Annotated in this window: 19 protein-coding genes and 1 tRNA gene; 16 read left to right on the forward strand and 4 right to left on the reverse strand. The window is 64.3% G+C overall.

All coding sequences use genetic code 11. The features are described 5' to 3' along the window. Positions 1-79 precede the first annotated feature (79 nt). From UU7_RS09795 to UU7_RS09810, 4 genes are all read right to left on the reverse strand, one after another. Complete coding sequence (locus tag UU7_RS09795; protein WP_007807825.1) at positions 80-2,605, reverse strand: cation-translocating P-type ATPase; 2,526 nt, start codon at positions 2,603-2,605, stop codon at positions 80-82. A gap of 22 nt (positions 2,606-2,627) precedes the next feature. After that, a complete protein-coding gene (locus UU7_RS09800; protein WP_007807826.1) occupies positions 2,628-3,065 on the reverse strand; it encodes a universal stress protein in 438 nt (145 codons plus the stop codon). Positions 3,066-3,092: 27 nt separating this feature from the next. After that, positions 3,093-3,860: a glucose 1-dehydrogenase gene (locus UU7_RS09805; protein WP_238530919.1), complete on the reverse strand. Its 768-nt coding sequence runs from the start codon at positions 3,858-3,860 to the stop codon at positions 3,093-3,095. Between the two features lie 99 nt (positions 3,861-3,959). After that, positions 3,960-4,520, reverse strand: a complete 561-nt coding sequence (locus UU7_RS09810; RefSeq protein WP_083845969.1) for a GspH/FimT family pseudopilin — start codon at positions 4,518-4,520, stop codon at positions 3,960-3,962. A gap of 152 nt (positions 4,521-4,672) precedes the next feature. Here UU7_RS09810 and uvrB point away from each other — a divergent pair, with 152 nt between their 5' ends. The 16 genes from uvrB to UU7_RS09890 all read left to right on the forward strand — a co-directional run bounded on the left by uvrB (position 4,673) and on the right by UU7_RS09890 (position 25,399). Continuing rightward, entirely contained in the window at positions 4,673-6,697 is a 2,025-nt protein-coding gene (gene uvrB / locus UU7_RS09815) for an excinuclease ABC subunit UvrB (protein ID WP_007807829.1), read from the forward strand. Positions 6,698-6,785: 88 nt separating this feature from the next. Further along, a tRNA-Val gene (locus tag UU7_RS09820) sits at positions 6,786-6,860 on the forward strand. 1,185 nt (positions 6,861-8,045) lie between these two features. After that, a complete protein-coding gene (gene tssB, locus UU7_RS09825; protein ID WP_007807831.1) occupies positions 8,046-8,567 on the forward strand; it encodes a type VI secretion system contractile sheath small subunit in 522 nt (173 codons plus the stop codon). Positions 8,568-8,573: 6 nt separating this feature from the next. Then, positions 8,574-10,067: a type VI secretion system contractile sheath large subunit gene (tssC, locus tag UU7_RS09830; protein ID WP_007807833.1), complete on the forward strand. Its 1,494-nt coding sequence runs from the start codon at positions 8,574-8,576 to the stop codon at positions 10,065-10,067. A 115-nt stretch (positions 10,068-10,182) separates the two neighbouring features. Further along, positions 10,183-10,671 carry an Hcp family type VI secretion system effector gene (locus UU7_RS09835; RefSeq protein ID WP_040673222.1) on the forward strand — a complete coding sequence of 163 codons (489 nt, stop codon included), beginning with the start codon at positions 10,183-10,185 and terminating at the stop codon, positions 10,669-10,671. A 201-nt stretch (positions 10,672-10,872) separates the two neighbouring features. Then, on the forward strand, positions 10,873-11,664 hold the full coding sequence (locus UU7_RS09840; protein WP_007807838.1) for a type VI secretion system accessory protein TagJ: 792 nt from the start codon (positions 10,873-10,875) through the stop codon (positions 11,662-11,664). A 16-nt stretch (positions 11,665-11,680) separates the two neighbouring features. Then, complete coding sequence (tssE, locus tag UU7_RS09845; RefSeq protein WP_007807840.1) at positions 11,681-12,184, forward strand: type VI secretion system baseplate subunit TssE; 504 nt, start codon at positions 11,681-11,683, stop codon at positions 12,182-12,184. A gap of 6 nt (positions 12,185-12,190) precedes the next feature. Then, positions 12,191-14,074 carry a type VI secretion system baseplate subunit TssF gene (gene tssF / locus UU7_RS09850; RefSeq protein WP_007807842.1) on the forward strand — a complete coding sequence of 628 codons (1,884 nt, stop codon included), beginning with the start codon at positions 12,191-12,193 and terminating at the stop codon, positions 14,072-14,074. After that, a complete protein-coding gene (tssG, locus tag UU7_RS09855) occupies positions 14,038-15,060 on the forward strand; it encodes a type VI secretion system baseplate subunit TssG (RefSeq protein WP_007807843.1) in 1,023 nt (340 codons plus the stop codon). The genes tssF and tssG overlap by 37 nt, the downstream gene beginning before the upstream one ends. Before the next feature lie 118 nt (positions 15,061-15,178). Then, on the forward strand, positions 15,179-17,923 hold the full coding sequence (gene tssH / locus UU7_RS09860) for a type VI secretion system ATPase TssH (protein ID WP_007807844.1): 2,745 nt from the start codon (positions 15,179-15,181) through the stop codon (positions 17,921-17,923). A 204-nt stretch (positions 17,924-18,127) separates the two neighbouring features. After that, positions 18,128-19,504, forward strand: a complete 1,377-nt coding sequence (locus UU7_RS09865; RefSeq protein WP_157582128.1) for a hypothetical protein — start codon at positions 18,128-18,130, stop codon at positions 19,502-19,504. Positions 19,505-19,609: 105 nt separating this feature from the next. Beyond that, the gene (locus UU7_RS09870) at positions 19,610-20,719 is read left to right on the forward strand and encodes a PI-PLC domain-containing protein (protein WP_007807846.1); all 1,110 of its coding nucleotides are present in this window, start codon (positions 19,610-19,612) and stop codon (positions 20,717-20,719) included. Between the two features lie 211 nt (positions 20,720-20,930). Continuing rightward, complete coding sequence (locus UU7_RS09875; RefSeq protein ID WP_007807847.1) at positions 20,931-21,218, forward strand: PAAR domain-containing protein; 288 nt, start codon at positions 20,931-20,933, stop codon at positions 21,216-21,218. A 197-nt stretch (positions 21,219-21,415) separates the two neighbouring features. Further along, entirely contained in the window at positions 21,416-22,717 is a 1,302-nt protein-coding gene (locus UU7_RS09880; RefSeq protein ID WP_007807848.1) for a tetratricopeptide repeat protein, read from the forward strand. A 137-nt stretch (positions 22,718-22,854) separates the two neighbouring features. Further along, complete coding sequence (locus UU7_RS09885) at positions 22,855-24,843, forward strand: type VI secretion system Vgr family protein (protein ID WP_007807849.1); 1,989 nt, start codon at positions 22,855-22,857, stop codon at positions 24,841-24,843. 16 nt (positions 24,844-24,859) lie between these two features. Continuing rightward, entirely contained in the window at positions 24,860-25,399 is a 540-nt protein-coding gene (locus tag UU7_RS09890; protein ID WP_040673235.1) for a DUF6931 family protein, read from the forward strand. The last annotated feature ends 279 nt before the right edge of the window (positions 25,400-25,678 follow it).

Here is a 25,678-nt window from a genome sequence, read left to right on the forward strand (position 1 = left end):
TGGCCTTCGCTGGGCCGGCGTGAGGTGGATGGGGGCGGGCCGGCGTGGGTGAAGATATCGCCTGTGGCGCGGTCGCGGGTCAAGGCGCCACAAACGCGCGCGGCCGCACATGTGTCGCGCGGCGCAAGAACTCCAGCCACGCGATCGCTGCCAGCAGCATGCCGGCGCTGGCGAGCAGCAGGGGGGCGTTGGGCAGGGCCAGGCCCATCACGCCGCGGAAAAAGGGCACGCCGATCACGATGACGAGCATCGCCGTCACGGCGCCGAACATCCGCCGCAGCCAGGGGTTCTTCGCCGGATGGCGGGCCAGCATGGGGTGGGACAAGTCGCGGTTGGCCAGCGTCAGCAGGAACAGTCCCATGATCAGCGCGATGAACACGGCGCTGCGGCTCTGCACGGCGTCCATTCCCTGGCCGGGCAGCAGTCCGTAGCCGAGCAGCAGGATGCCGGCGAAGCCCAGTCCCTGGATCACGGCGAAGCGCAGGTTGGCCGCGGCGAACGGGGAGTCGGACGCTGCGCGCGGTGGCCGGCGCATGATGTCGTCGTCGGCCGGCTCGGCTTCGAACACGATCGAGCAGGCCGGGTCGATCAAGAGTTCCAGCAGCACGATGTGCACCGGCATCAGCAGCACCGGCCAGTGCAGCAGGGCGGGCACCAGCGCCAGCGCGATGATCGGCATGTGCACCGCGAACACGAAGCGGGTGGCCTTGGTGATGTTGTCGTAGATGCGCCGGCCCTGGCGGATCGCGCTGACGATGCTGGCGAAGCTGTCGTCCAGCAGCACCAGCGCGGCGGCCTCGCGCGCCACGTCGGTGCCGCGCTCGCCCATCGCGATGCCGACGTCGGCGGCCTTCAGCGCGGGCGCGTCGTTGACGCCGTCGCCGGTCATCGCCACCACTTCGCCGCCTTCGCGCAGCAATTGCACCAGGCGCAGTTTCTGCTCGGGCTTGAGTCGCGCGCAGAGGTCGACGCGACGCAGCCGTTCACGCAGCGCGACGTCGTCCAGCGCGGCCATTTCCGCACCGGTGATCACCTCGGCGCGCTCGCTCAAGCCCACCTCGCGGGCAATCGCCCGTGCGGTGGCGGGGTGGTCGCCGGTCATCATGATGATGCGGATGCCGGCGCTGCGGCATTCGGCGATCGCCGCCGGCACTTCCGGGCGTGGCGGGTCGACGAAGCCGAGCAGGCCGAGGAAGCGGAAGTCGAAATCGTGCTGGCTGCGCGGCCACGCCTCGCCCTGCCATTCGCCGCGGGCCACGCCGAGCACACGCAGGCCGCGCTCGGCCATCGATTCGACCTGGCGCAGGATCGCGGCAGCGGCATCCGCGTCCAGGTGGCACAGGTCGATCACCGCTTCGGGTGCGCCCTTGGTGGCCAGCAGGTGCGCATCGCGGGCATCGCCGCGGAACACGTGGGTCATCGCCAGGATTTCCGGCGACAGCGCGTATTCGAATTCCGGCGCCCACTCGGCGTGCACGTGTTCGGTGTTGGTGAGCCAGCGCAGGCCGAACTGCTGGATCGCCTTTTCCATCGGGTCGAACGGGTCGGCCGGCGTGGCCAGCATGGCGAACTCGACCAAGGCGTGGAACGGCTCGGGCAATGCGTCGGCGCCGGCGTCACGGAAGGTGTCGCCGATCAGGTCCAGCTCGGCCACCTGCATGCGGTTCTGCGTCAGCGTGCCGGTCTTGTCCACCGCCAGCACCGAGATCGCGCCCAGCGCCTCCACCGCCGGCACCCGCCGGGTCAGCACCTTGTGCTTCGAAATGCGCCATGCGCCCAGCGCGAGGAACACGGTGAGGATCACCGGGATCTCTTCCGGCAGGATCGCCATGGTCAGCGCAATGCCGGCCAGCACGCTCTCCAGCAGGCCGTGGCTGTCCCACAGCCAGCCGAGCAGTGTGTACGTCGTGGCCAGCAGCAGGCCGCCGATGGTGAGGTTGCGGATCAGCCGGCGCGATGCACGCTGCAAGCCGGACACCGGTTCGGCCGTGTCGACCAGCGCCTGGCCGATGCGACCGACCGCGGTGGCGCCGGCGATGGCGCGGACCTCGGCGACGCCCACGCCCTTGGTCGCCACGGTGCTGGCAAACAACTGGCCGGTGTCTTCGCCGGGAAGCTTGGTGACCGGCACCGCCTCGCCGGTGAGCAGCGATTCGTTGACGTCGAGATGCCCGTCCAGCAACACCGCATCCGCGGCGACGCGGTCGCCCTCGTGCAGCACCAGCAAGTCGCCGACCACCACTTCGCGGCCGGGAATGCGCACTTCCTCGCCGCCGCGGATCACCAGCGCGCGCGGCGCGGACAGCTCGCGCAGCGATTCCAGCGCGCGCTGGGTCTTGCGCTCCTGCGCCAGCGTGATGCCGATCACCACGAACACGAAGGACAGCAGGAACGCCGCCTCGGCGCGGTCGCCCAGTGCCAGGTAGAGCCCGCCAGCAACCAGCAGCATCAGGAACATCGGTTCGGTCAGCACGCCGCCCACGATCGCGAGCATGCTGCGCGGCGTGTTGCCCGGCAGCAGGTTCGGGCCGTCCGCGGCCAGCCGGCGCGCCGCCTCGGCCGGGCCGAGGCCGTGGCGCGCCGGTGCCGCTGCCTTGTCGTTCATGCCGCGGTCTGCCGGCCGTTGCTCAACGGCAGACCAGTACCGGCACGTCGCCGTTCAGGATGACCTTGTGCGTCTCGCTGCCGAGCAGCAGCCGGTCGAAGCCGCGCCAGCCGTGCGAGGCCATCACTATCAGGTCGCACTGCTGCTTGCGCGCGGCGCCGACGATGGCCGCGTAGGGCCGCGCGTCGGTCTCGTGGCTGCTCTCGCAGGGAACTCCGGCGGCCTGCGCGCGCTGGCTCACGTCGGCCAGGTACTTCTCGGCGTTGGCGATGGCCTCGCTGGTATAGGTCGGCTCGTTGGCCTGGATGATCTCCGCGAAGTAGATGGAAGCGGGGAACGGTGCGATCACGTGGAAGGCGTACACGCTGGCGCCCAGCCGGGCGGCCAGCTCGATGCCGGTGTCGACGGCGCGCAGGGACAGTTCGGAACCGTCGACGGGCAGCAGGATATGTTTGAACATGGGGAACTCCTCAAATGCTCTGGGTAATCAGCGGCAGGTATAGCCGCCATCGATGACCAGCTCGCTGCCGGTCACGAACTTCGACTCGTCGGAGGCAAGATAGACCACGCCCCAGGCGATATCGTCCGGGTCGCCCATGTGGCCCAGCGGATGCAGCGCGCCGACCTCGCGACGGTGTTGTTCGGGGTCACCGCCCATGGACGCGACGTGCTGCTCGACCATCGGCGTCCAGATGAAGCCGGGATGGATCGAATTCACCCGGATGCGATCGGCGGCGTACAGCAGCGCGTCGGTCTTGCTCATCAGGCGGACCGCCCCCTTGGACGCATGGTACGGCGGCACGTCGGGCGCGCCGACCAGGCCATAGATCGACGACAGGTTGATGATGCTGCCACCACCGGCTGCGCGCAGCGGCGCGATCGCGTGCTTGGTACCGAAGAACACGCCCTTCACGTTGACCGCCTGCACCCGATCCCATTCGGCCTCGGTGAGTTCGTGCGTCGGCTTGTTCGGACCGGCGATGCCGGCATTGTTGACGAGGATGTCCAGCCGTCCGAACGCGGCGACGGTGGCGGTGATCGCCGCCGCGACATCGGCTTCCAACGAGACGTCGGCAGGGAAGAAGCGGGTGTCTTCACCGAGCTCCGCCACCAACTGCCGACCCGGCCCGTCGGGCAGGTCGACGACGGCTACCCGGGCGCCTGCCGCCACCATGCGGCGCACGCAGGCGGCGCCGATGCCCACGGCGCCGCCAGTCACCAGCGCCACTTTTCCGCTCAACCTGCCCATGGCCATGTCTCCTCCGGGAGACTCAGCATGTGCCTGTCGGCGTGGCCAGGTGTTGATCGGGATCAACTGGACATGCTGCCGCCGCGTCAACCTCGCCGAGGCGGGTCATCTCAGCTTGGCGCAAGTGGCGGCCTGGGTGGAGTTGGCCGGGGCGCCGCGGACGCGGCCCGCATTGGAAACCACCACGGTGAGAGCATCGCCGGCATGCGCAGGTTGGCAGAACAGCAAGGTGATGTTGCTGCCACCGGCGGTGCCGTCCGGGTGAAATCGCACGATGTGCCGACCGTTGCTGCTCTGGATGATCAGCTTTCCGCGATGACTGTTGCCGACATCCAGCGGATGTCCATCGGGCTGATCGTCGCCGTTGCGGTCGTGCGCCACCAGCCAGCCGCTTTCCCAGCGGATGGCACTGCTGCAGCTGCCGCCGTCCACGCTGGGACAGAACAGCGCGCGTCGGCCGCTCATCACGGCCGCCTGGCGCGTGCGCTGCAGGGCGCTGATGAAGTCCATCTGGGCAACCCGCAATTCGTTGCGGCCGAGCATGCGATGCAGGGAAGGCGTGGCCACGCTGGCCAGGATGCCGATGATGGCGAGCACCATGACCTGCTCGATCAGGGTGAAACCGGTTTGCCCGTGCCCTGGCCTGCGTTTCCCGGATATTGTCACGGCGTCGCCTCCTGCGTGGACCGGACGTCCATGCTATGGCGCAGGTGTTTCCCCTCCAGTGGCCGGGCAGCCTTTGGTCCGTCGGCTTCTGGTGACACTCCCTGTCAGCAGGCCCGATTTAAAATGGCGTACCGCGCCCACATCTGTAGCCGATGACTGATCGTTTCCAACTCGCCGCCCCCTACCAGCCCGCCGGCGACCAGCCGCAGGCCATCACCCGCCTGGCCGAGGGTTTCGAGGCCGGCCTGGCCGCGCAGACCCTGCTCGGCGTCACCGGCTCGGGCAAGACCTACACCATCGCCAACGTGATCGAACGCGTGCAGCGGCCGACCATCGTGATGGCGCCGAACAAGACGCTGGCGGCGCAGTTGTACGGCGAGTTCAGGGAATTCTTTCCGCACAACGCGGTGGAGTACTTCGTCAGCTATTACGATTACTACCAGCCGGAAGCCTACGTGGTGGCGTCGGACACCTTCATCGAGAAGGATGCCTCGATCAACGAGCACATCGAGCAGATGCGGCTGTCGGCGACCAAGGCGTTGCTGTCGCGGCGCGACTCGATCATCGTGGCCACCGTGTCGGCGATCTACGGCCTGGGCAATCCGGAGGACTACCTGTCACTGCGCCTGATCCTGGCCACCGGCGAACGCATCGACCAGCGCAAGCTGATCCACCAGCTGACCGAGCTGCAGTACACCCGCAACGAGACGGAGCTGCGCCGCGGCACCTACCGCGTGCGCGGCGAGATCATCGACGTGTTCCCGGCCGAATCGGAAACCGAGGCGCTGCGTATCGAGCTGTTCGACGGCGAAGTGGAAAAGATGGCGCTGTTCGACCCGCTGACCGGCGAGACGATCCGCAAGGTGCAGCGCTACACCGTCTATCCCCGCACCCATTACGCCAGCACCCGCGAGAGCGTGCTCAACGCGATCGAGACGATCAAGCTCGAGCTGAAGGATCGGCTGGAATATCTCTACCGGGAAAACAAGCTGGTCGAGGCGCAACGGCTGGAGCAGCGCACCCGCTTCGACCTGGAGATGATGGCCGAGGTCGGCTACTGCCAGGGCATCGAGAACTACTCGCGCCACCTCACTCGCCGCGCGCCGGGGGAGCCGCCGCCCACGCTGTTCGACTACCTGCCGGCCGACGGTCTGCTGGTGGTCGACGAGTCCCACGTCACCGTGCCGCAGCTGGGCGCGATGTACAAGGGTGACCGCTCGCGCAAGGAAACCCTGGTCGAGTTCGGCTTCCGGCTGCCATCGGCGATGGACAACCGGCCGCTGCGTTTCGAGGAATGGGAGGAGCGCGTGCCGCGGACGATCTATGTTTCCGCCACGCCGCGCGACTACGAGCTGCTGAAATCCGGCGATGCGGTAACCGAGCTGGTGGTGCGCCCGACCGGCCTGGTCGATCCCGAAGTGGAGGTGCGCCCGGTGCGCACCCAGGTCGACGACCTGCTCAGCGAGGCGCACAAGCGCATCGCCATGGGCGACCGCGTGCTGGTCACCACGCTGACCAAGCGCATGGCCGAGAATCTCACCGAATACCTGTCCGAACACGACGTGAAGGTGCGCTACCTGCACTCGGACATCGAGACGGTCGAGCGCAGCGAGATCATCCGCGACCTGCGGCTGGGCGAGTTTGACGTGCTGGTCGGGATCAACCTGCTGCGCGAAGGCCTGGACATGCCCGAGGTGTCGCTGGTGGCGGTACTCGACGCCGACAAGGAAGGGTTCCTGCGCTCCACCGGCTCACTGATCCAGACCATCGGCCGTGCCGCCCGCAACGTGCGGGGCAAGGCGATACTGTATGCCGACAACGTCACCCGCTCGATGCAGGCCGCGATGGATGAAACCGCCCGCCGTCGCGAAAAGCAGCTGGCGTACAACGAAGCGCACGGGATAACGCCAAAGACCGTGGTGCGGCGCATCGCCGACATCATGGAAGGGGCGCGCAGCGATGCCGGCAACCGCCGTGGCGGCAAGTCATCGTCCCGCAGTCAGGGCGCCGTGGCGGAGCAGGCCGCCGATTACGCAGGCATGAGCTCACAGCAGGCTTCGGCACTGCTGAAAAAGCTGGAGACGCAGATGTACAAGCACGCGCAGAACCTGGAATTCGAGGATGCCGCCCGTTTGCGCGACCAGATCCATCAATTGCGCGAGCAGTCGCTGCGTTGAGCCGGGAAACCCGTCGCCGGCGGGATATTGTCGATCGCCTTCGGCTCCCGTATACTGCGCGGCTCGCGTCGTCAGTCAGGCGCGATACGGGCGGTTAGCTCAGCGGTAGAGCACTACCTTGACATGGTAGGGGTCACAAGTTCGATCCTTGTACCGCCCACCAATTGAAATCCAGAAGCGGCGCGATCCCCAGGGTCGCGCCGCTTCTGTTTTGCGGCCTCGGAACCGGCATTCCGGCCATTCGCGGAATGGCGGACGAAGCGAGCGGGTACCGCCGGAAGCCGCGGGCGGCGGCGTCGGAATTACGGATTCGGCCCGATGCGGAATTCGCTGCGGATCACCTCCCGAACGGTGGTGCCGATGCACGGCTGAAACAGGAGTTGGCAGCCATGGTACCCCGACGTCGAACTGGCCGAGCCACCGATTTTCCCGCAATGGGCAGTTCGGTGAACCGGACGGCCGGCCGCGCCGCGTTTGACCCGGGCTGGCCGGCTCCCGTCCCCGTGCCTCGATCACCGGGACGGGGCAAAGACCTACAGAATCTTGCGTCCTGCGATGCTTCTCAAACACACGATGCAACAGCAATTGTCGTGTCGCGGCGATCGCCCGGCATGGGCCGGTTGTTAGTTTGTTGTCATAACCGTCGACGGGCTCAAATTCAGCTTGCAGACAGGCGATTGCGGATGTACGTTATCCGGCGAACCAGTCTGGTTCAGGATGGAAGCGGAGCGCAGAAACCTGCCGTTCCGCGATAGCAGATTCAGGGGCCTCCGGGTATCACGGACTGTGCTGACCAGTGCAGCATTTCGGTGACGATAGTTGTACGGGGGCTGCAAGACACTTCATTGCTGCGATTCGGCAGCTGGCGCGTTCGTCCGGATGAGGCGGGCCTTGCCATGAGGTGGAAAGATCCAGGGCGGGGCAGGCAAGGAGCCCCGTCGAGCCTGTCCGACGCATGGAATGAAGGGGGTGGACGATCACGCTTGCGAACCATCTGGTGATATCGGGTCTGATCCGGAGGCAGTGCCGCGATCCCCGCTGTGCGCCCCATGGGCGCCGGAGCCTGCGGTTTGCAGTGTTTCGAAATTGCGCAATTCCAATTGATGCAATGTCCGGCTGATCGAACCGGCCCGGCTGTGCAGCGCATGTGCGCTACCAGCTTTCGGGGTGTCGGGCAGCGGCAATGAGGGGCATCAATGCAAATCCCGGCAGTTCTCCGTCGCGGTCATCTCGCGATGCAGGAACGTCGGCCCACCGATATAGGGTTTTTTGCGGCAGGCGCACATTGGTGCCGCACCGAATTGATCGTTCCGTTCGAACTGCAAGAGCATTTACCGGGAGACAAGGCATGGCCAAGCAAAGCAGTCAGAAGTTCATCGCGCGCAACCGTGCGCCGCGCGTGCAGATCGAATACGACGTCGAGGTCTACGGCGCGCAGAAGAAGGTCCAGGTTCCGTTCGTGATGGGCGTGATGTCGGATCTCTCCGGTGCCAACGCTGGCGAACTGCCCTCGATCGAGGATCGCAAGGCGCTGGAGATCGATGTCGACAACTTCGACAACCGGTTGCAGTCGATGAAGCCCCGGGTGACGTTTGCCGTTCCCAACACGCTGACCGGCGAAGGCAATCTCGCGGTCGACATCACGTTCGAGAGCATGGACGACTTTTCGCCGGCGGCGGTGGCCCGCAAGGTGGGCGCCGTAGCCAAGTTGCTCGAAGCGCGTACCCAGCTTGCCAACCTCGACACCTACATGGACGGCAAGGCCGGCGCGGAGAATCTGATCGCCCAGGCACTGAAGGACCCGGCGCTGCTGCAATCGCTGGCTTCAGCGCCGAAGCCGTCCGACGACAACAACAAAGACGGGGAGTAAGCACGCATGGCAACCGAGAAACTAGCCGAACAGGGTGGCGCCACCGAGACTCTGGACGCCGGCGATTTTGCTGCGCTGCTGAACAAGGAATTCAAGCCCAAGAGCGACCGCGCCAAGGAAGAAGTGGAATCGGCTGTTCGCACCCTGGCCGAACAGGTGTTGAGCCGTTCCGACATCGTTTCGGACGACGTTGCGCAGACCATCAACGCCTACATCGCCGAGATTGACCGCAAGCTCAGCGAGCAGATCAACCTGATCATGCACCACGCCGATTTCCAGAAGCTGGAGAGCGCGTGGCGCGGCCTGCATCACCTGGTCAACAACACCGAAACGGATCAGCAGCTGAAGATCCGCGTGTTGAACATCTCCAAGAAGGATCTGGCCAAGACCCTGAAGCGCTACAAGGGCACGGCCTGGGATCAGAGCCCGATCTTCAAGAAGATGTACGAGGAAGAGTACGGCCAGCTCGGTGGTGAACCCTACGGCTGCCTGGTGGGTGACTACTATTTCGACCACAGCCCGCCCGACGTCGAGCTGCTGAGCGGTATCGCACAGGTCGCGGCGGCGGCGCATGCACCGTTCATTTCCGCAGCGGCATCCACGCTGATGGGCATGGACAGCTGGAACGAGCTGGCCAATCCGCGTGATCTGGCCAAGGTGTTTTCCACTCCGGACTACGCCGCATGGCGTTCGCTGCGTGAGTCGGATGACGCCAAGTACATCGGTCTGACCATGCCGCGCACGCTCGCGCGCCTCCCGTATGGCTCCAAGACCGATCCGGTCGAGGAGTTCAATTTCGAAGAGGACACCAGTGGCGCCGACTCTTCCAAGTACACCTGGCAGAACGCGGCCTACTCGATGGCGGTGAACATCAACCGTTCGTTCAAGGAATACGGCTGGTGCTCGCGTATCCGCGGCATCGAGTCCGGTGGTGCGGTGGAAGGTCTGCCGGCGCACACGTTCCCCACCGACGACGGTGGCGTGGACATGAAGTGCCCGACCGAAATCGCCATCACCGACCGTCGTTCGGCCGAGCTGGACAAGATGGGCATGATGCCGCTGGTTCACCGGAAGAACTCGGACATGGCGGCATTCATCAGCGCGCAGTCGCTGGCCAAGCCGGACGAGTACGACGATCCGGACGCGACCGCGAACGCGGCCCTCGGCGCACGTCTGCCGTACATGTTCGCCTGCTGCCGCTTCGCGCATTACCTGAAGTGCATCGTCCGGGACAAGATCGGCTCGTTCAAGGATCGTGATGCGATGGAGCGGTGGCTGGGGTCCTGGATCGGCCAGTACGTCGACGGTGACCCGGCCAACTCCAGCGAGGAAACCAAGGCGCGCAAGCCTCTGTCCGCGGCGGAAGTCATCGTGGAAGAAGTGGAGGGCGCACCGGGTTTCTACACCTCGAAGTTCTTCCTCAAGCCGCATTACCAGCTGGAGGGTTTGACGGTGTCCTTGCGGCTGGTTTCCCGCCTGCCGTCTGCGGCAAAGAGCTGACGCTCCTGCCAGATGTTCGTTTCATGAAGTGGTTGCACGCAACATCGCCGGATCGTTGGTGAAGAGTAGAAGGCCAATCCGGTTCAATTGACCAAAACTGACAAGGAGAATTCTCATGGCATTAGACATGCATCTGGAGTTGAAGGGCGGTTCGGTCACCTTTACCGGTGAGTCGAAGCACAAGAAGCACGCTGGCAAGATTCAGCTCCTGGCCTGGTCGTGGGGCATGTCGCAGAGTGGCTCGTTCGGCCATGGCAGCGGCGGCGGCGCCGGCAAGGCCAACGTCCAGGACATCAGCATCACGAAGTATGTGGACAAGAGCTCGACGCAGTTCATGAAGGCCCTGACCACCGGCGCCCATTCCGATTCGGCGATCCTTTATGTGTCCAAGGCCGGCGGCACGCAGGATGACTACCTGAAAGTCACGCTCACCAGCGTGATGGTCACCAGCTACAGCACCGGTGGCTCGGGTGGTGAGGACATGCTGACCGAGAACATCTCGCTCGCGTTTGCCAAGTTCGAAGTCGCCTATTCCACCCAGGACGACAAGGGCAAGGTCAGCGAAGCCGGTACGGTCGCGTACAGCGTCGAAGAAGTCGCTTAAACCGCGCGGTGCTCCCCGGCTTCCAGCCGGGGTTGAACCCCGGGGCCTTCGTTCTGGTCGTCCCGTGAATGCACGCGCAGGCATGATCGAAGATCGTGCCTCGCGTGATTTTCCGGGCGTCGTGCGCGAGCGGCTCCGGGGCCAAGCATGGACAACGGGCCTGTCTGTGGACATGTCCACAGATACGCTTCCGAGAATGACATGACGCCCGAGAGCAAGCTCAAAGATGGTCGGCCTGACGAGGCACTGCAACTGCTCACTGCAGAAGTACGCAACAACCCGGCAGACGCCAAGCGCCGGGTTTTTTTATTCCAGTTGCTGGCCCTGCTCGGACAATGGGAGCGGGCACAGAACCAGTTGAACGTCTGCGGTGAGCTCGATCCGCTCAACGCCATGATGGTGGGCGCGTACTCCGAGGCACTGCGCGGCGAGCTGGTGCGCGCCGAGGTCTTTGCCGGCAAGCGCATGCCGGTGATCATCGGAGAACCGGAGCAATGGCTGGCGCTGCTGCTCCAGGCGCTCAAGCTGGGCGCCGAAGGACAGCATGAGCAGGCCGCCGCCCTGCGTGAACAGGCTTTCGAGCAGGCGCCGGCAGTGGCCGGAAACATTGATGGAAATGCGTTCGAATGGATTGCCGACGCGGACCCGCGCATCGGTCCCTGTCTGGAGATCATCGTCAACGGTGGCTATTCCTGGGTGCCGTTCTCGCGCCTGAGCGAGCTGAAGTTCGAGGCGCCAAGCGACCTGCGCGACAAGATCTGGGTACCGACCCAGGTCACCTGGAGCAATGGCGGAAAGGCGATCGGCTTCATTCCGGGGCGCTATGCGGGCAGCGAGCTCACCGGGGATCCTGACCTCGTGCTCGGCCGCCGAACCGACTGGATCGAGCAGGGCGAAGGACTGCACGTGGGCCTGGGCCAGCGCATGCTGGCTACCGATGCAGCAGAGTATTCGCTCTTCGACGCGCGCTTGATCGCGTTCGGCGCCGCCTGAGCCGGGATGCATTGCCATGGCTGAATTGACCACCCAGGAACGACTTCAGCCATCGCTGCTCGATCGCCTTACCGACGACGAACCGGGCAAGCTGGAAGAGAGCCGCGAGAAGCGGGTCATTTCGGCCACGCGGCTGCGTGACTGCGTCACGCGGGACATGTCGTGGCTGCTGAACTGCGTGAGCATGGATGCCGACAACGACCTGTCCGAATATCCCGAGGTGGCGCGCTCGGTACTCAATTTCGGCATCCCGGACCTGACCGGCATGGCCTTGTCCGGAATCAATCCGGACGTGCTGCAGCGCCAGGTCAGGGATGCGATTCTCGCCTTTGAGCCCCGGCTCACGGCCAACACGCTTCGGGTCACGGCCACGGCCATGTCCAAGCGCATGGATCGGCAGGCACTGGTCTTCAATATCGACTCGGAAATGTGGGCGCAGCCGATCCCGCTGAATCTCTACCTGAAGACGGAAGTCGATCTGGAGACGGGCAACTTCAAGGTAACGGAAGGCTTCGGCTGATTGACCATGGACCCACGACTGCTGCGGTACTACAACCGGGAACTGCAACACGTCCGCGAGATGGGCGGCGAGTTTGCGCGCGAATACCCGAAGATTGCCGGACGCCTTGGCCTGGAAGGCTTCGAGTGCGCCGACCCATATGTTGAGCGTCTGCTCGAGGGTTTCGCCTTCCTCGCCGCGCGCGTGCAGCTCAAGCTGGACGCGCAATACCCGGTGTTCACCCAGCATCTGCTGGAAATGATCTACCCGCATTACCTGGCGCCCGTGCCGTCCATGGCCGTGGTCCAGATGCAGCCGGATCTGAAAGAAAGCGGCTTGCTCGCCGGTCATACGGTGGCGCGGCACACCGCGCTGCGCAGCCTTGCCGGCAAGGATGACCGCACGACGTGCGAGTATCGCACTGCACACGACGTCACCCTGTGGCCGCTGGAACTGATCGAGGCGAAGTATTTCGAGACGCCGGCGGCCATCGCCGCGGCGGGCGTGGCCCTGCCCACAGGCAAGACGGTGCGTGCCGGCCTTCGGCTCAAGCTTCGCGTCACGGCCGGCGCCCAGGCCAACATGCTGGCGCTGGACAAACTGCCGGTATTCATCGCCGGCGCTGACGAGTTGCCCAAGCGTCTCTACGAGCAACTGCTTGGCAATGCGGTCTGTTACATGGTGCGAGCCATGGGGGCCAGTGGCGAGATCAGCCAGACACATGACGCCAGCGCCATCCATCGGCGTGGTTTCGACGATGACGAGGCGCTCATTCCGTACAGTGGCCGATCCTTCAGCGGCTACCGGCTGCTGCAGGAATATTTTGCCTGTCCCGAGCGCTTCCTGTTCGCCGAATTCACCGGGTTGAAGTCGTTGCTGAGCCGCTCCAAGGGCAACGAGTTCGAGATCGTCGTGCTGTTCGACCGCAGTGTGGCAAGCCTGCACAACGCGATCGACCTGAACAACTTCCGTCTGTTCTGCACGCCCGCGATCAACCTGTTTCCCCGCCGGGCCGACCGCATCCATCTGCAGCAGGGCAAGAGCGAGTACCACATCCTGGCCGACCGTACGCGGCCGATGGATTTCGAGATCCACAGCATCGGCAACGTCGAGGGCTTCGGCGACCGGCAGGAACCGGAGCAGCGCTTCCTGCCCTTCTATGGTTGCGACGAACGCACCTGGCACAGCCAGCATTCGGCCTATTACACGATACGCCGCGAGCCGCGGCTGGTGTCCTCGCGGCAGAAGCGCCAGGGTGCGCGTTCCAGCTACATCGGCAACGAGATGTTCATCGCGCTGGTCGACTCCAGCGAGGCGCCGTACTCGACCGAGCTGCGCCAGATCGGCATGCAGCTGATGTGCACCAACCGCGACCTGCCGCTGCAGATGCCGGTGGGCAAGTCCAAGACCGACTTCACGCTGGAGACCGGTGCGCCTGTCGAATCCATCCGTTGTGTTGCCGGCCCCACCAAGCCACGAGCGCCGGTGGCCACGGGCGAGACGGCGTGGCGGCTGCTCAGCCACCTTCAGCTGAATTACGTATCGCTGCTGGAGAACAACGCCGGCGAAGGCGCCTCGGCCTTGCGCGAGATGCTGACGCTCTACTGCGACGAGTTCGACTCCAGTGCGCTGCGGCAGGTCGAAGGTGTGAAGGCCGTGAGTTCGCAGCCCATCGTGCGGCGCATTCCGGTACCGGGCCCGATCACTTTCGGCCGTGGCCTGGAGATCACGCTTACCTGTGACGACGGTGCCTTCGAGGGCACCGGCGCCTTCCTCCTGGGCGCGGTGATGCAGCAGTTCTTTGCGCGCTACGTGTCCATCAATTCCTTCACTGAAACAGTCCTGCGTACTTTGGAACGCAATGAGGTCGCTCGATGGCCGGCTCGGCTCGGAACACGGCAGACGTTGTAGCGCTGGAGAACGCGCTGCGCGATCGTCCGGAGGACTTCGAGTTTTTCGAAGCGATCCGGCGGCTTGAGTGTGCCCATCCCGAACGGCCGAGACTTGGACATTCCGCCAAGGCTGCCGAGGACTTCGTGCGCCTGTGCCAGACGCCGTCGCTGGCGTTTGCGCCCAGGACAGTTGATCGCTACCAGCCGGGTGGCGGTGGCCGGCCGGCGCGCATGCATGGCCTCTTTTTCGGCCTGTTCGGCCCGAATGCGCCGTTGCCGCTGCATCTGACCGAATATGCGATGGACCGCGAGCTGAACTCGCGGGATCGCACATTCTCCGCGTTCGCGGACATCTTCCATCACCGGATGATGAGCCTGTTCTATCGCACCTGGGCCGACTCGCAGCCCACCGTGCATCTGGATCGACCGGATGAAGACCGGTTCCGCCTGTACATGGGCGCCCTGGTCGGCCTGGCCACACCCAATCTCGAGGGGCGCGACGCGCTGCCGGACCAGTTCAAGCGCTTCTTCGCCGGGCGGTTGCTGCAGCAGGCACGCAATGCCGAAGGGTTGAAGGGCCTGCTCGAACGTTTCTTCCGCATCCCGGTGGGGATTGTCGAGTTTGTCGCCGAGTGGATGCGTCTGCCACCGGAGTCCCACCTGCGCCTTGGTGCCTCCGGCGAGGTGGCGGCGCTGGGACTGACCACGGTCACTGGCCAGTACGTATGGGGCAGTCAGCAGCGGTTCCGCCTGCGGTTGGGGCCGCTGAGCCGAGCCGAGTTCAACAATTTCCTGCCGGGGGGCGAGGCGCTGAAACAGCTCGTGGCCGCGGTGAAGACCTATGTCGGTGAAGAAAAGGCCTGGGATGTGCAACTGGTCCTCAAAAGGGACGAGGTGCCTGCCACCCGGTTGGGGCAGGGTGGCCGCATGGGGCTGACGACATGGATGGGGCAGGTGTACCGGGACGATGACGCCGATCAGGTCGTCCTGAAGCCGGTGGGCTGACCAGACAGGGCGAAGGCAGCTCGTTGCACGATCGCGCCGCCTGAACGGCGCGCGCAGATACCAGTTCGACATCGCAAGAAGTTCGCTGAACGACAACTACTGCAAAGGAACGATGATCATGGCCGAAATCAGTCGCGGCGCCCTGTTCGGAAAGCTCAACAAGCTTGCTTTTCGCGGCATCGAAAGCGCTACCGTGTTCTGCAAACTGCGGGGCAATCCCTACGTGGAACTGGTGCACTGGATTCACCAGATCCTGCAATTGCAGGATTCGGACCTGCATCGCATCGTCAAGCAGTTCAACCTCAATCCGTCGAACCTGGCGCGTGACATTACCGATGCGCTGGATCGACTGCCACGCGGTTCATCGTCCATTTCCGACCTGTCGAGCAATGTCGAGGAAGCAGTCGAGCGCGCCTGGGTGTTCGCCACCCTGATGTTCGGCGAGGCGCAGGTCCGCACCGGCTACCTGATCGTCGGCTGCATGCGCACGCGCAACCTGCGCAATGCCCTGGTGAACATCTCGGCCGAATTCGACAAGATCAAGCCCGAGGCCCTGGTCGAGAAGTTCGCCGAGGTCGTCGGCGGTTCACCCGAAGACGGCTTGAGCGCCAACGACGGTTTCAGGATGGGTGGGGGCTCGGCGCCGGGTGAAGCGAGCGGCGCGATGTCGCCGGCGCAGATGGGCAAACAGGAAGCGCTTGCGCAGTTCACCATCGATCTCACCGCGCAGGCGCGCGACGGCAAGATGGACCCGATCGTCGGTCGTGACGACGAGATCCGCCAACTGGTCGACATCCTGATGCGCCGTCGCCAGAACAACCCGATGCTGGTCGGCGAGGCCGGTGTGGGCAAGACGGCGGTGATCGAAGGCTTCGCCATGCGCATCGCCATCGGCGACGTGCCGCCGCCGCTGAAGGACGTGCAGTTGCGCGTGCTCGACGTGGGCCTGCTGCAGGCCGGCGCCAGCATGAAGGGCGAGTTCGAGAATCGCCTGAAGCAGGTGATCGAGGAAGTGCAGTCCTCGACCAAGCCCATCATTTTGTTCATCGACGAAGCGCACACCCTGGTCGGCGCCGGCGGCGCGGCCGGCACCGGCGACGCGGCGAACCTGCTCAAGCCGGCGCTGGCCCGCGGCAACCTGCGCACCATCGGCGCCACCACCTGGGCCGAATACAAGAAGCACATCGAGAAGGACCCGGCACTGACCCGTCGCTTCCAGACCGTGCAGATCGACGAGCCCAGCGAGGAGAAGGCGATCCTGATGATGCGCGGCGTCGCCAGCGTGATGGAGAAGCACCACAAGGTGCAGATCCTCGACGAGGCGCTGGAAGCGGCGGTGAAGCTGTCGCACCGCTACATACCCGCGCGCCAGTTGCCGGACAAATCGGTCAGCCTGCTCGACACTGCGTGCGCCCGTGTGGCGATCAGCCAGCATGCGGTGCCGGCCGAGGTGGACGACACCCGCAAGCGCATCCAGGCGCTGGAAACCGAGCTGGGCATCATCGCCCGCGAGAAGAACGTGGGCGTGAACGTGACCGCCCGCGAGGACAGCGCCAACGAGAAGCTGGCGACGCAGAAGGCGCGGCTGGAAACGCTGGAGGCGAACTGGGTCAAGGAGAAGGATCTGGTCGACAGGATCCTCGACATCCGTGCGAAGCTGCGCGGTTCTTCCGCGCCGGTCGAAGGCACCGGCAGTGCGCTGGAACAGTCGGCCAACCAGGTGGCCGACGCCAAGGAAGCGCCCGCTGGCGACGCCGCCCTTGCCGGTGACGACCGTGCGGCCGCGCTGAAGGAACTGCAGGACCTGCAGGGCGAACTGGCCGAACTGCAGGGCGAACATCCGCTGATCCTGGCCTCGGTCGATCAGCAGGCCGTGGGTTCGGTGGTGTCGGACTGGACCGGCATTCCGGTCGGTCGGATGGTCAAGAGCGAACTCGAGACCGTGATGAACCTGGCCAACCTGATGGGTGCCCGCGTCATCGGCCAGGATCACGCGATGGAGATGATCGCCAAGCGCATCCAGACCTCGCGTGCCGGGCTGGTCGATCCGAACAAGCCGATCGGCGTGTTCATGCTGGCCGGCACTTCCGGCGTCGGCAAGACCGAGACTGCGCTCGCCCTGGCCGAGGCACTGTACGGCGGCGAGCAGAACATCATCACCATCAACATGAGCGAGTTCCAGGAAGCGCACACCGTCTCTACCCTCAAGGGGGCGCCCCCCGGCTATGTCGGCTACGGCGAAGGCGGCGTGCTTACCGAAGCGGTGCGGCGCAAGCCGTATTCGGTGGTGCTGCTGGACGAAGTCGAGAAGGCCCACCCCGACGTCCACGAGATCTTCTTCCAGGTCTTCGACAAGGGCGTGATGGAAGACGGCGAAGGCCGCTCGATCGACTTCAAGAACACCCTGATCCTGCTGACCACCAACGCCGGCACCGAGATGATTGCCGGCCTGTGCAAGGACCCCGAGCTGATGCCCGATCACGAGGGCATGGCCAAGGCATTGCGCGAGCCGCTGCTGAAGATATTCCCGCCCGCGCTGCTGGGCCGTCTGGTGACGATTCCGTACTACCCGCTCAGCCCCGAAATGCTGGGCAAGATCGTCAAGCTGCAGATCAACCGAATCAAGAAGCGCGTCGAGGCCCGCTACAAGATCCCGTTCGAATACAGCGAAGACGTGGTGAAGCTGGTGGTCGAACGCTGCACCGAGACCGAATCGGGCGGACGCATGATCGACGCCATCCTGACCAACTCGATGCTGCCGGACATTTCGCGCGCGTTCCTCACCAGGATGATTGCCGGGGAGGAGGTGGCGAAGGTGCGCGTGGAAGTGACGGACGGGGAGTTTGCGTACGCCTTCGGGTGACCGTCGAACAAGCGGCAGACGATGGCCTGCCTGAAAGGACGAAGCGCGAAGTCGCTGCAGGTCGACCGTACGTCTTCGCAGCGACGCGCTCCCTCTCACATCGGGGCAGTCGCGTGGGTCCGGAAACTCGAAGGATGACCGTCACCCGCGCCCAGCCTGATCTGGCGCGGGCTTGCTGCGGACCTTGGGCGACGGAATGCGAAGTTGAAGTGCCATTGGGGGCATGACGTTGCCCATGTACCGCAGGCCCGCACGTCAGGGGGCGGCCAGCGACAACCGGGAATCAATATGACTACGTTCACGGTGTACTGCCACGGTACCGGGTTCAACCGGGTAAAGGCGACGGAAAGCAATGAACTGGTGGCCTGGTTTCATAACCATACGGACGGCTCGGAGGCGAGGCTGGCAGGGTCGCTGGTTACTCCGGGCAGCTATCTGATCAACGAGGGGCCCGGCTCGGGAATGGTCGGGGGCATCGCGCTTCCCCAGCAGGTCAACCCCATCACGGGCAATCGCATCTCGGGGTCGGGTGGTGGCGGCTCATCGTTCAGCAAGGCGCTGGGTGGCAAGACCTCCACGTCGAAACTGACGCGCTCGAACAAGGTCGGCAACGCGCTGGGAAATCTCAGCGGACTCGGCTGGGACGAGAACGTGATCCGTACGGTCAACATCATCCAGGACATGATCTTCGAGCATGGCCAGGCGATCGATCGGGTGAACCTGGCGGGCTGGAGCCGTGGCGCGGTGACCTGCATCCGCATCGCGGCGGCCCTGAACGAGGTGTTCGGCAACGAGCTGGAGTGCAATATCTTCGGGGTCGACCCGGTCGCCGGGTTGAGTGCCGGCAAGACCATCGAGGACACCACGCGACTGACCCCCAACGTTGCGCGTTACATCGCGATCATTGCGATGCACGAGATGCGCAAGTCATTCAAGCCGCAGGACTGGAGTCGCCTGACTGTCGTCGATCCGGCCCGCACCACGGCGGTGATGCTGCCGATGCCGGGTGTGCACAATGCCCAGGTGATCCCCAACGAGCCCGCCTATGCCGCATACATCACGCGGAACCTGGCTTGCGGATTCTTGCGCAGCCTCGGCACCCCGATCGATGGCGTCCCCTACAACTTTCTTTGCTCGGCAGCCGACATGTGCGAGGGCTACGCCCGCCTGGTCATGGGGCTTTCCGAACACAAGAGCTACCAGACCAGCGGGATGAAGAATCGCATCGTCGGCGGTGGATTGCGACGGCGTTCCGCCGCCAAGCACTCCAGGATGGATCTCTACACCCGCGGCGGCAAGGAAAGCTACTGGATCAACGAACATCATCGGGCCTGCTTCGCGGCCGCCTATCCCGGTGCCTATCAGACGATCTTCGAGGATGTCGGCAACGGCAACCTGCTGCTGTCCAAGGTCGACAGCCGCCTGTTCCAGGCGGTCGGAAGCAGCGCGTTCCTGCGCGATTCGCTGATGGGCAAGGGGCTGCTGACGGACGATCCCACGTATACCGTCGAGGTTGGTGGTGGCCGCTATGCGGATAGCCGTGTCAGTGTCTGGCCGGCAACTTTCCCCCTGCATGCATGAAGGTTCGCTGTGTCCCGGACCAGACAGGCATGGAGAGTTTCTGTTTTTCGTTGATGCCCGAGTGCCCGCGATGCGTGCGCTCCCACCCCATTGAAGGATGTCGAAATGGCCATTGAATACCACTCGCTCGGCGGGCAGAAGAAGGTCAACGAGATAGTGATGGCCGGCAGCCACGACGCGGCGATCAATTCGGGCGGCATCCGTGCCCGCACCCAGAGCAAGTCGATCTATCACCAGGCCAAGTGCGGCGTGCGCATTTTCGATATCCGCATTTCGGGTCAGCGAACCGGCCACGGCGGCGCCAAGCTTTCCGCCTTCCACGGCAAGAACACGCCGGAAATGAAGTCGAAAAACGTGGGCGGAGCCACCCGGAACATCGAGGTCACGCGGATGGTGCTCGGCGATTGGGGCATGGATCTGGACGACATCCTCGACGGCGCGTTCCGTTTCGTCGAGAAGTACCAGGACGAATTCCTGATACTCAAGTTCGACAAGTCGGCCAACTACGAGTTGATCCTCGAAGCTTGCCAGAGCAAGTTGAAAACCAGGCTCTACAAGAAGCCGGGCAATCTGGCCAACCATACCCTCGACGAAATGGGCGGCAAGGTGGTCTGCGGGTTCATGCCTGACGGCTTCTCCAAATTGAGCCAGGCGGGCGCGACGATTGCGGATGGTGCGGCCCAAGTCGTCAGTCTCTACCCCCATGGCGTGATGCCCGACCACATCAACGGCCTGGTCTATTACGGGAAGGGCGGAACGGACATCGTGCAGCCGCGGGACTATGCATTCAGCTCCCCGGTGAAGGGGAAGTTCCTCCAGAACATCGACAAGCAGAGGCGCATCCTCGGCGACGCCAATACGGCGCACTATTCCCGCGACGTACTCCGGATGATGTACTGGACGCAGACCGGCATGGTGCGAAGCATCAAGGGAAGGGACAAGAAGGCCTGGACCACGAGTGGAAAGCAGCAACTGAAGCAGTTGTGGACAGAAGGTGGCTACAACTACATGAGCAACAGCGTTCCGGAGGCCTTTCCCCTGGATTCGCATGCCACGAATTTCCAGATTTACCTGCCGAATTTCGTCATGGTCGACTTTGCCGACGAGAACAAGGGACAGACGATCTACGATCTGAACCGGTTGAGTCGGGCCGACATCATCCAGTTGAACAGCAGCATCGACAAGCCGGGAAATACCGTTCAGTTCAACGCCTAAGTCGATTCGTGGCCGCTTTTGCGTCAGCAGTCATGCAGCCTGGCCCGTCCTTGGGGGCGGGGATTTGAAGTCAGGAAGGCGAAGTTGCGCTTTCGATCCTGGGTCAAGTTGATCGGACGGATGCTCGCGCGGCGCGCCCCATTCATCGCCGCACGCAGGACGCCCGGCACGGCGCATAATTCATCCAAATCATTGAGGGAGAGGGAAGCTCATGCCTCCAGCAGCGCGACTTACCGACATGCACGTCTGCCCGATGTTTACCGGGCCGGTGCCCCACGTGGGTGGCCCCATCTCCGGCCCGGGTGCGCCCACGGTGCTCATTGGGGGATTGCCCGCCGCTCGGGTAAGCGACATGGCTGTCTGCGTGGGACCGCCGGACCTGATCGCCATGGGCTCGTTCAAGGTGCTCATCTCCAACATGCCCGCGGCCCGGATGGGTGACGTGACGGCGCATGGCGGAACCATCATCCTCGGTTGTCCCACGGTGATCATCAGCTGACCGGAACAAGTCATGGAGACGCCGCGTGCTGCAGTGATCATCGGCCCTGGTCGTTGGCGGGCGCCAGATGGCGGATTGCCATCCCGCGGGCCCGGTGCCAGGCATTTGTCCGGGATGCCGGAGCTCGGCGGGTGAGCCGGTCATCCGCTGACCGGGTCGGAAACGGTCGTCACGCCCAGGATCTGGCGCATCGCGTGATGAGTACGATGCAGCGGGCCATCGAGGCGCATCAGGAAGGCCGTCTCGACGAAGCCGAAGCCGGCTATCGGCGGGCCCTGCAGATGAAGGCGGGCCAACCCGATGCGCTGCATTTCCTTGGAGTCCTGCGTCACCAGCGCGGCGACAGCGATGAAGGGGCCCGATTGATCAGGATGGCCTTGCGTGCGGTGCCCGGTCACGCGGAAGCCCACAACAACCTCGGCAACATACAGAAGGAATCAGGACATCTCGCCGAAGCGGAAGCCTGTTATCGCCGGGCGCTGGCTTGCGTGCCTCACCATCTCGATGCGCTGGGCAATCTGGCCATCGTGCTGGAGGCCCAGCAGCGGCCCACGGAGGCTTGCCGGTTCTACGAAGAGCTGCTGCAACGGGCGCCCCGTCTGGGCCGCGCCCACATGTTGATGGGCATGTTCAAGAGCAGCCATCTGGACGTACTCGAGGATCTCGCCGACGCCGTGGACTGTTTTAGGGAGGCCTGGCGTTGTGACCAGACCGATACACGTGCCTTGCAGGAGCTGGGCGTGGCGCTTTACGTGCTGGGCCGGCGCGAAGAGGCACTCGATGTCTACCGCGACTGGTTGTCGCGCGAACCGAACCATCCGGTGCCGCGCCACATGCTGGCATCCTGTGGTGGCGGCACGATGCCGGCGCGGGCGGATGACGCCTACGTACGGGAGATCTTCGACGGGTTTGCGGACAGTTTCGACGAGCAGCTGCTGAACAGCCTCGATTACCGTGCGCCGGACGTACTGGTCGACCACCTGGGCGGCATGCTGGGTCAGCCTGCCGCTCGCCTGGATGTGCTGGATGCGGGTTGTGGTACCGGGTTGTGCGCGCCCCTGATCGGGCCCTACGCGCGGCGGCTGCATGGTGTTGACCTGTCCGGCAAGATGATCGACAAGGCACGCAGCCGCGGCGGCTATGACGCACTGGAAGTCGCCGAACTGGGCCAGTTCCTGCGTGGCGGCAACGGGTGCTGGGATCTCGTGCTGTCGGCGGACACCCTGATCTATTTCGGGGACCTGCATGAAGTCGTGCAGGCCGCCCATGGATCGCTGCGGCCCGGCGGGATACTGGCCTTCACGCTCGAAGTGCTGGAGGGCGACGACGATCGCGTCGAGCTGCATCCCAGTGGCCGCTATCAGCACAGCCGGAGTCACGTGCTGCAGGCGTTGAAGGCAGCGGGCTTCGGCGAAGTGCGGATGGCGGCGCACCCGCTGCGCAAGGAGCTTGGCCGGCCCGTGTCCGGCTGGGTGGTACTGGCTCGTCGAGGCAACTGAAAGCAAAGGGCCTGCCAGACTGTGCGCCGCAGGACGGGCGCTGACGGGATATTCGCCTCTCCCGGGCTGGACGGGAATATGATAAACATTGGGGATTCGCAAGAACGCAATCGCGGGCTCGCTGGGGGAGATGGGAAATGACGAATCGGATGACACTGAAGTCAGACCTCGGTGACAAGCTGCTGCCTGCCAGCCTGTCTGGCGGCGAGCAGCTGGGGAGGCTGTTTTCCTACCAGTTGAAGCTGATCAGCACGGACAGCGAAGTCAAGCTGCTGCCTCTGCTCGGCAGCTCGATGACGGTCACCTTCGAATCTGAGGGTTACAAGCGCTATTTCAGCGGCATGGTCTCGGAAATCTCGCAGACCGGGTTCGAAAGCTTCAAGGAAGAGCGTTTTGCCGAGTATGCGGTGACGCTGGTGCCGAAGGCCTGGCTGCTGATGCACAAGGTCGATTGCCGCATCTACCTCAAGCAATCGGTGCCCGACATCGTCAAGGCGGTGCTGGCCGAGTTCGGCTATGGCGACGTCAAGCTGAGCCTCAGCGGCAACTATCCGCCGCGCGACTATTGCGTGCAGTACCGCGAGGACTACTTCAACTTCATCAGCCGGCTGATGGAACAGGAGGGCATCTACTACTTCTTTCAGCACACCGATGGCGTGCACACCATGGTGCTCGCCGACTCCCTGGGTGCACATGCCACCACCAGCGGTTACGCACAGCTTCCGTATCGGCCGCAGGCCGGGGCAAGCCGCGCGGCGCTGGAGGTCTCGATCACCGACTTTTCATCGGCGCGATCGGTGCAGACGACCAAGTACTCACTGACCGATTACGACCCGATGAAGCCGAAGACTTCGTTGTTCGGGGAGGAGACGATCAGCAACGCCGACGACAACCACTCCGTCAACGGACTGGAGTCGTTCGACTTCCCCGGCGATCACGAGACCAGCGACGCGGGCAAGCACTACGCCCAGGTGCGTCTCGAAGCGATCAACGTGGCCCAGTCGCTGTGCTCGGGCTCGACCAACGCGCCGGGACTTCTGACTGGCGCACTGTTCAAGCTGACCAAGTTCCCCCGTGCCGAACTGAACCAGGAATACCTGGTCACCGGGTCGACCGTGCACATCGAGAACGCCGCGCGCACGTCCGGCGGCTCGGATGGCGAGTTGTTCTTCTGCAATTTCTCGGTGATCAGCAGCCGCCAGCCGTTCCGCACCATGCAGACGGCGATCAAGCCGATGGTCGTCGGCCTGCAGACTGCCGTGGTGTCGGGAAGCGACAAGGCCGAAGACATCTCGGTGGACAAGTACGGCCGCATCCAGGTGACGTTCCACTGGAACAAGTCGGACAAGAAGAACGCCCACATTTCCTGCCCGGTCAGGGTGGCGTCGTCGTGGGCCGGCAAGAACTGGGGCGCCGTGCACATTCCCCGGGTCGGGCAGGAAGTGGTGGTCAGCTTCCTCGAAGGCGACCCGGATCGCCCGCTGGTGATCGGCAGCGTCTACAACGCCGACAACCTGCCGCCTTACGCGCTGCCCGACAACAAGACCCAGAGCGGCGTGAAGAGCCGCAGCCATGAAGGCGGTGGCGCGGACGACTTCAACGAAATCCGCTTCGAGGACAAGAAGGGCAGCGAGGAGCTGTTCCTGCACGCGCAGAAGGACATGCGCGAGGAAGTGGAGAACGATCATTTCGTGCAGATCGACCACGACGAGAAGATCACCATCAAGAACGACCAGACCGAGGACATCACCGGCAATCGCACGGCGACGGTGGGCAAGGACGACAAGCTGGACGTCAAGCAGAACGGCACCACCACGATCGGCCAGAAGTTCAAGCTTGATGCGGGCACGGAGATCGAGCTGGTCACGGGTGCTTCGAGCATCGTCATGAAGAGCGACGGCTCGATCACGATCAAGGGTGTCAACATCACGCTAGACGGCAGCATGAAGATCGCTGCCAAGGCTGGCGTCAACATGGACCTCGGTGCAGGCGTGTCGCTGAAGGCCCATTCCGACGCGCAGGTCGAAGTGGCCGGCGGCGCCATGACGACGGTCAAGGGCCCGATGCTGATGCTCAAGGCCGACGCGATGGCGCAGATGTCCGGCGGCATCATCATGATTGGCTAGGTTGGAGAGCACGTCGATGTCATCAGTCATGCAAGCATCCGTCCAGATGGAATTGTCCGAGCCGGCCAGTGCGTTGCTCACCCCCGACATGACCGCACAGGCCGCCGTGCAGGCGCTGGTGGCGGCCGGGCAGGTGCAGGATGCGTTGAAATTGCTGGCCCGGATGCTGCCCAAGCGCTACGCCGTGGCCTGGCTGTGCCAATGTGCACGCGACCAGGTGCTGGACCCGGAAGACAAGGCCGGTGCCTCGCTGGCCGAGAAGTGGGTGCGTGAGCCGAACGAAAGCAATCGGCGCGCCGCCTTCGAGTTCGCCAACGCGGGTGGTTACAAGTCGGCTGGCGCCTGGGTGGCTGCGGCGGCGGGCTGGTCGGGCGGCAGTCTGGCGCCGGCGTCGCAGGAAACCCCGGTGCCCCCGGCCGACCATCTCACGGCCTGTGCCGTCGTGGCGGCGATCAACATGCTGGCTGCCCTGGTGACCGAGAAATTCGAAAGTCGCCGGGCTGCCTTCATCGAGCCGGCGATGAACCTGTTGAACGGGGTTGCCGGCACCGCCTGAGGCGCCGCGGGGCAGGCCAAGGACCGGGTGTCGAACCGACATGACCTTGCCCGGCGTGGCGTGGGGCGATACGATTGTGGACGGCAGATTTTTCGTGAGTTGATGGCTGTCGTGGTGGATCGCGCGCCGGTTTTCCCGGTACGTGGTTCGCCGCTTCGGGCACTACGGCGGTGCTCGGCTCGGGGCGGGAATGGAAAGGTGGAGGGGCAGGATGCTCGGTCATGGATGTGGAAGTCCCAGTGCCAAATCTGGTCGTGAAACCGGTTCACGGCCTTGCCG

This window comes from Rhodanobacter spathiphylli B39, from assembly GCF_000264295.1.
In the GTDB taxonomy this organism is placed as follows: domain Bacteria; phylum Pseudomonadota; class Gammaproteobacteria; order Xanthomonadales; family Rhodanobacteraceae; genus Rhodanobacter; species Rhodanobacter spathiphylli.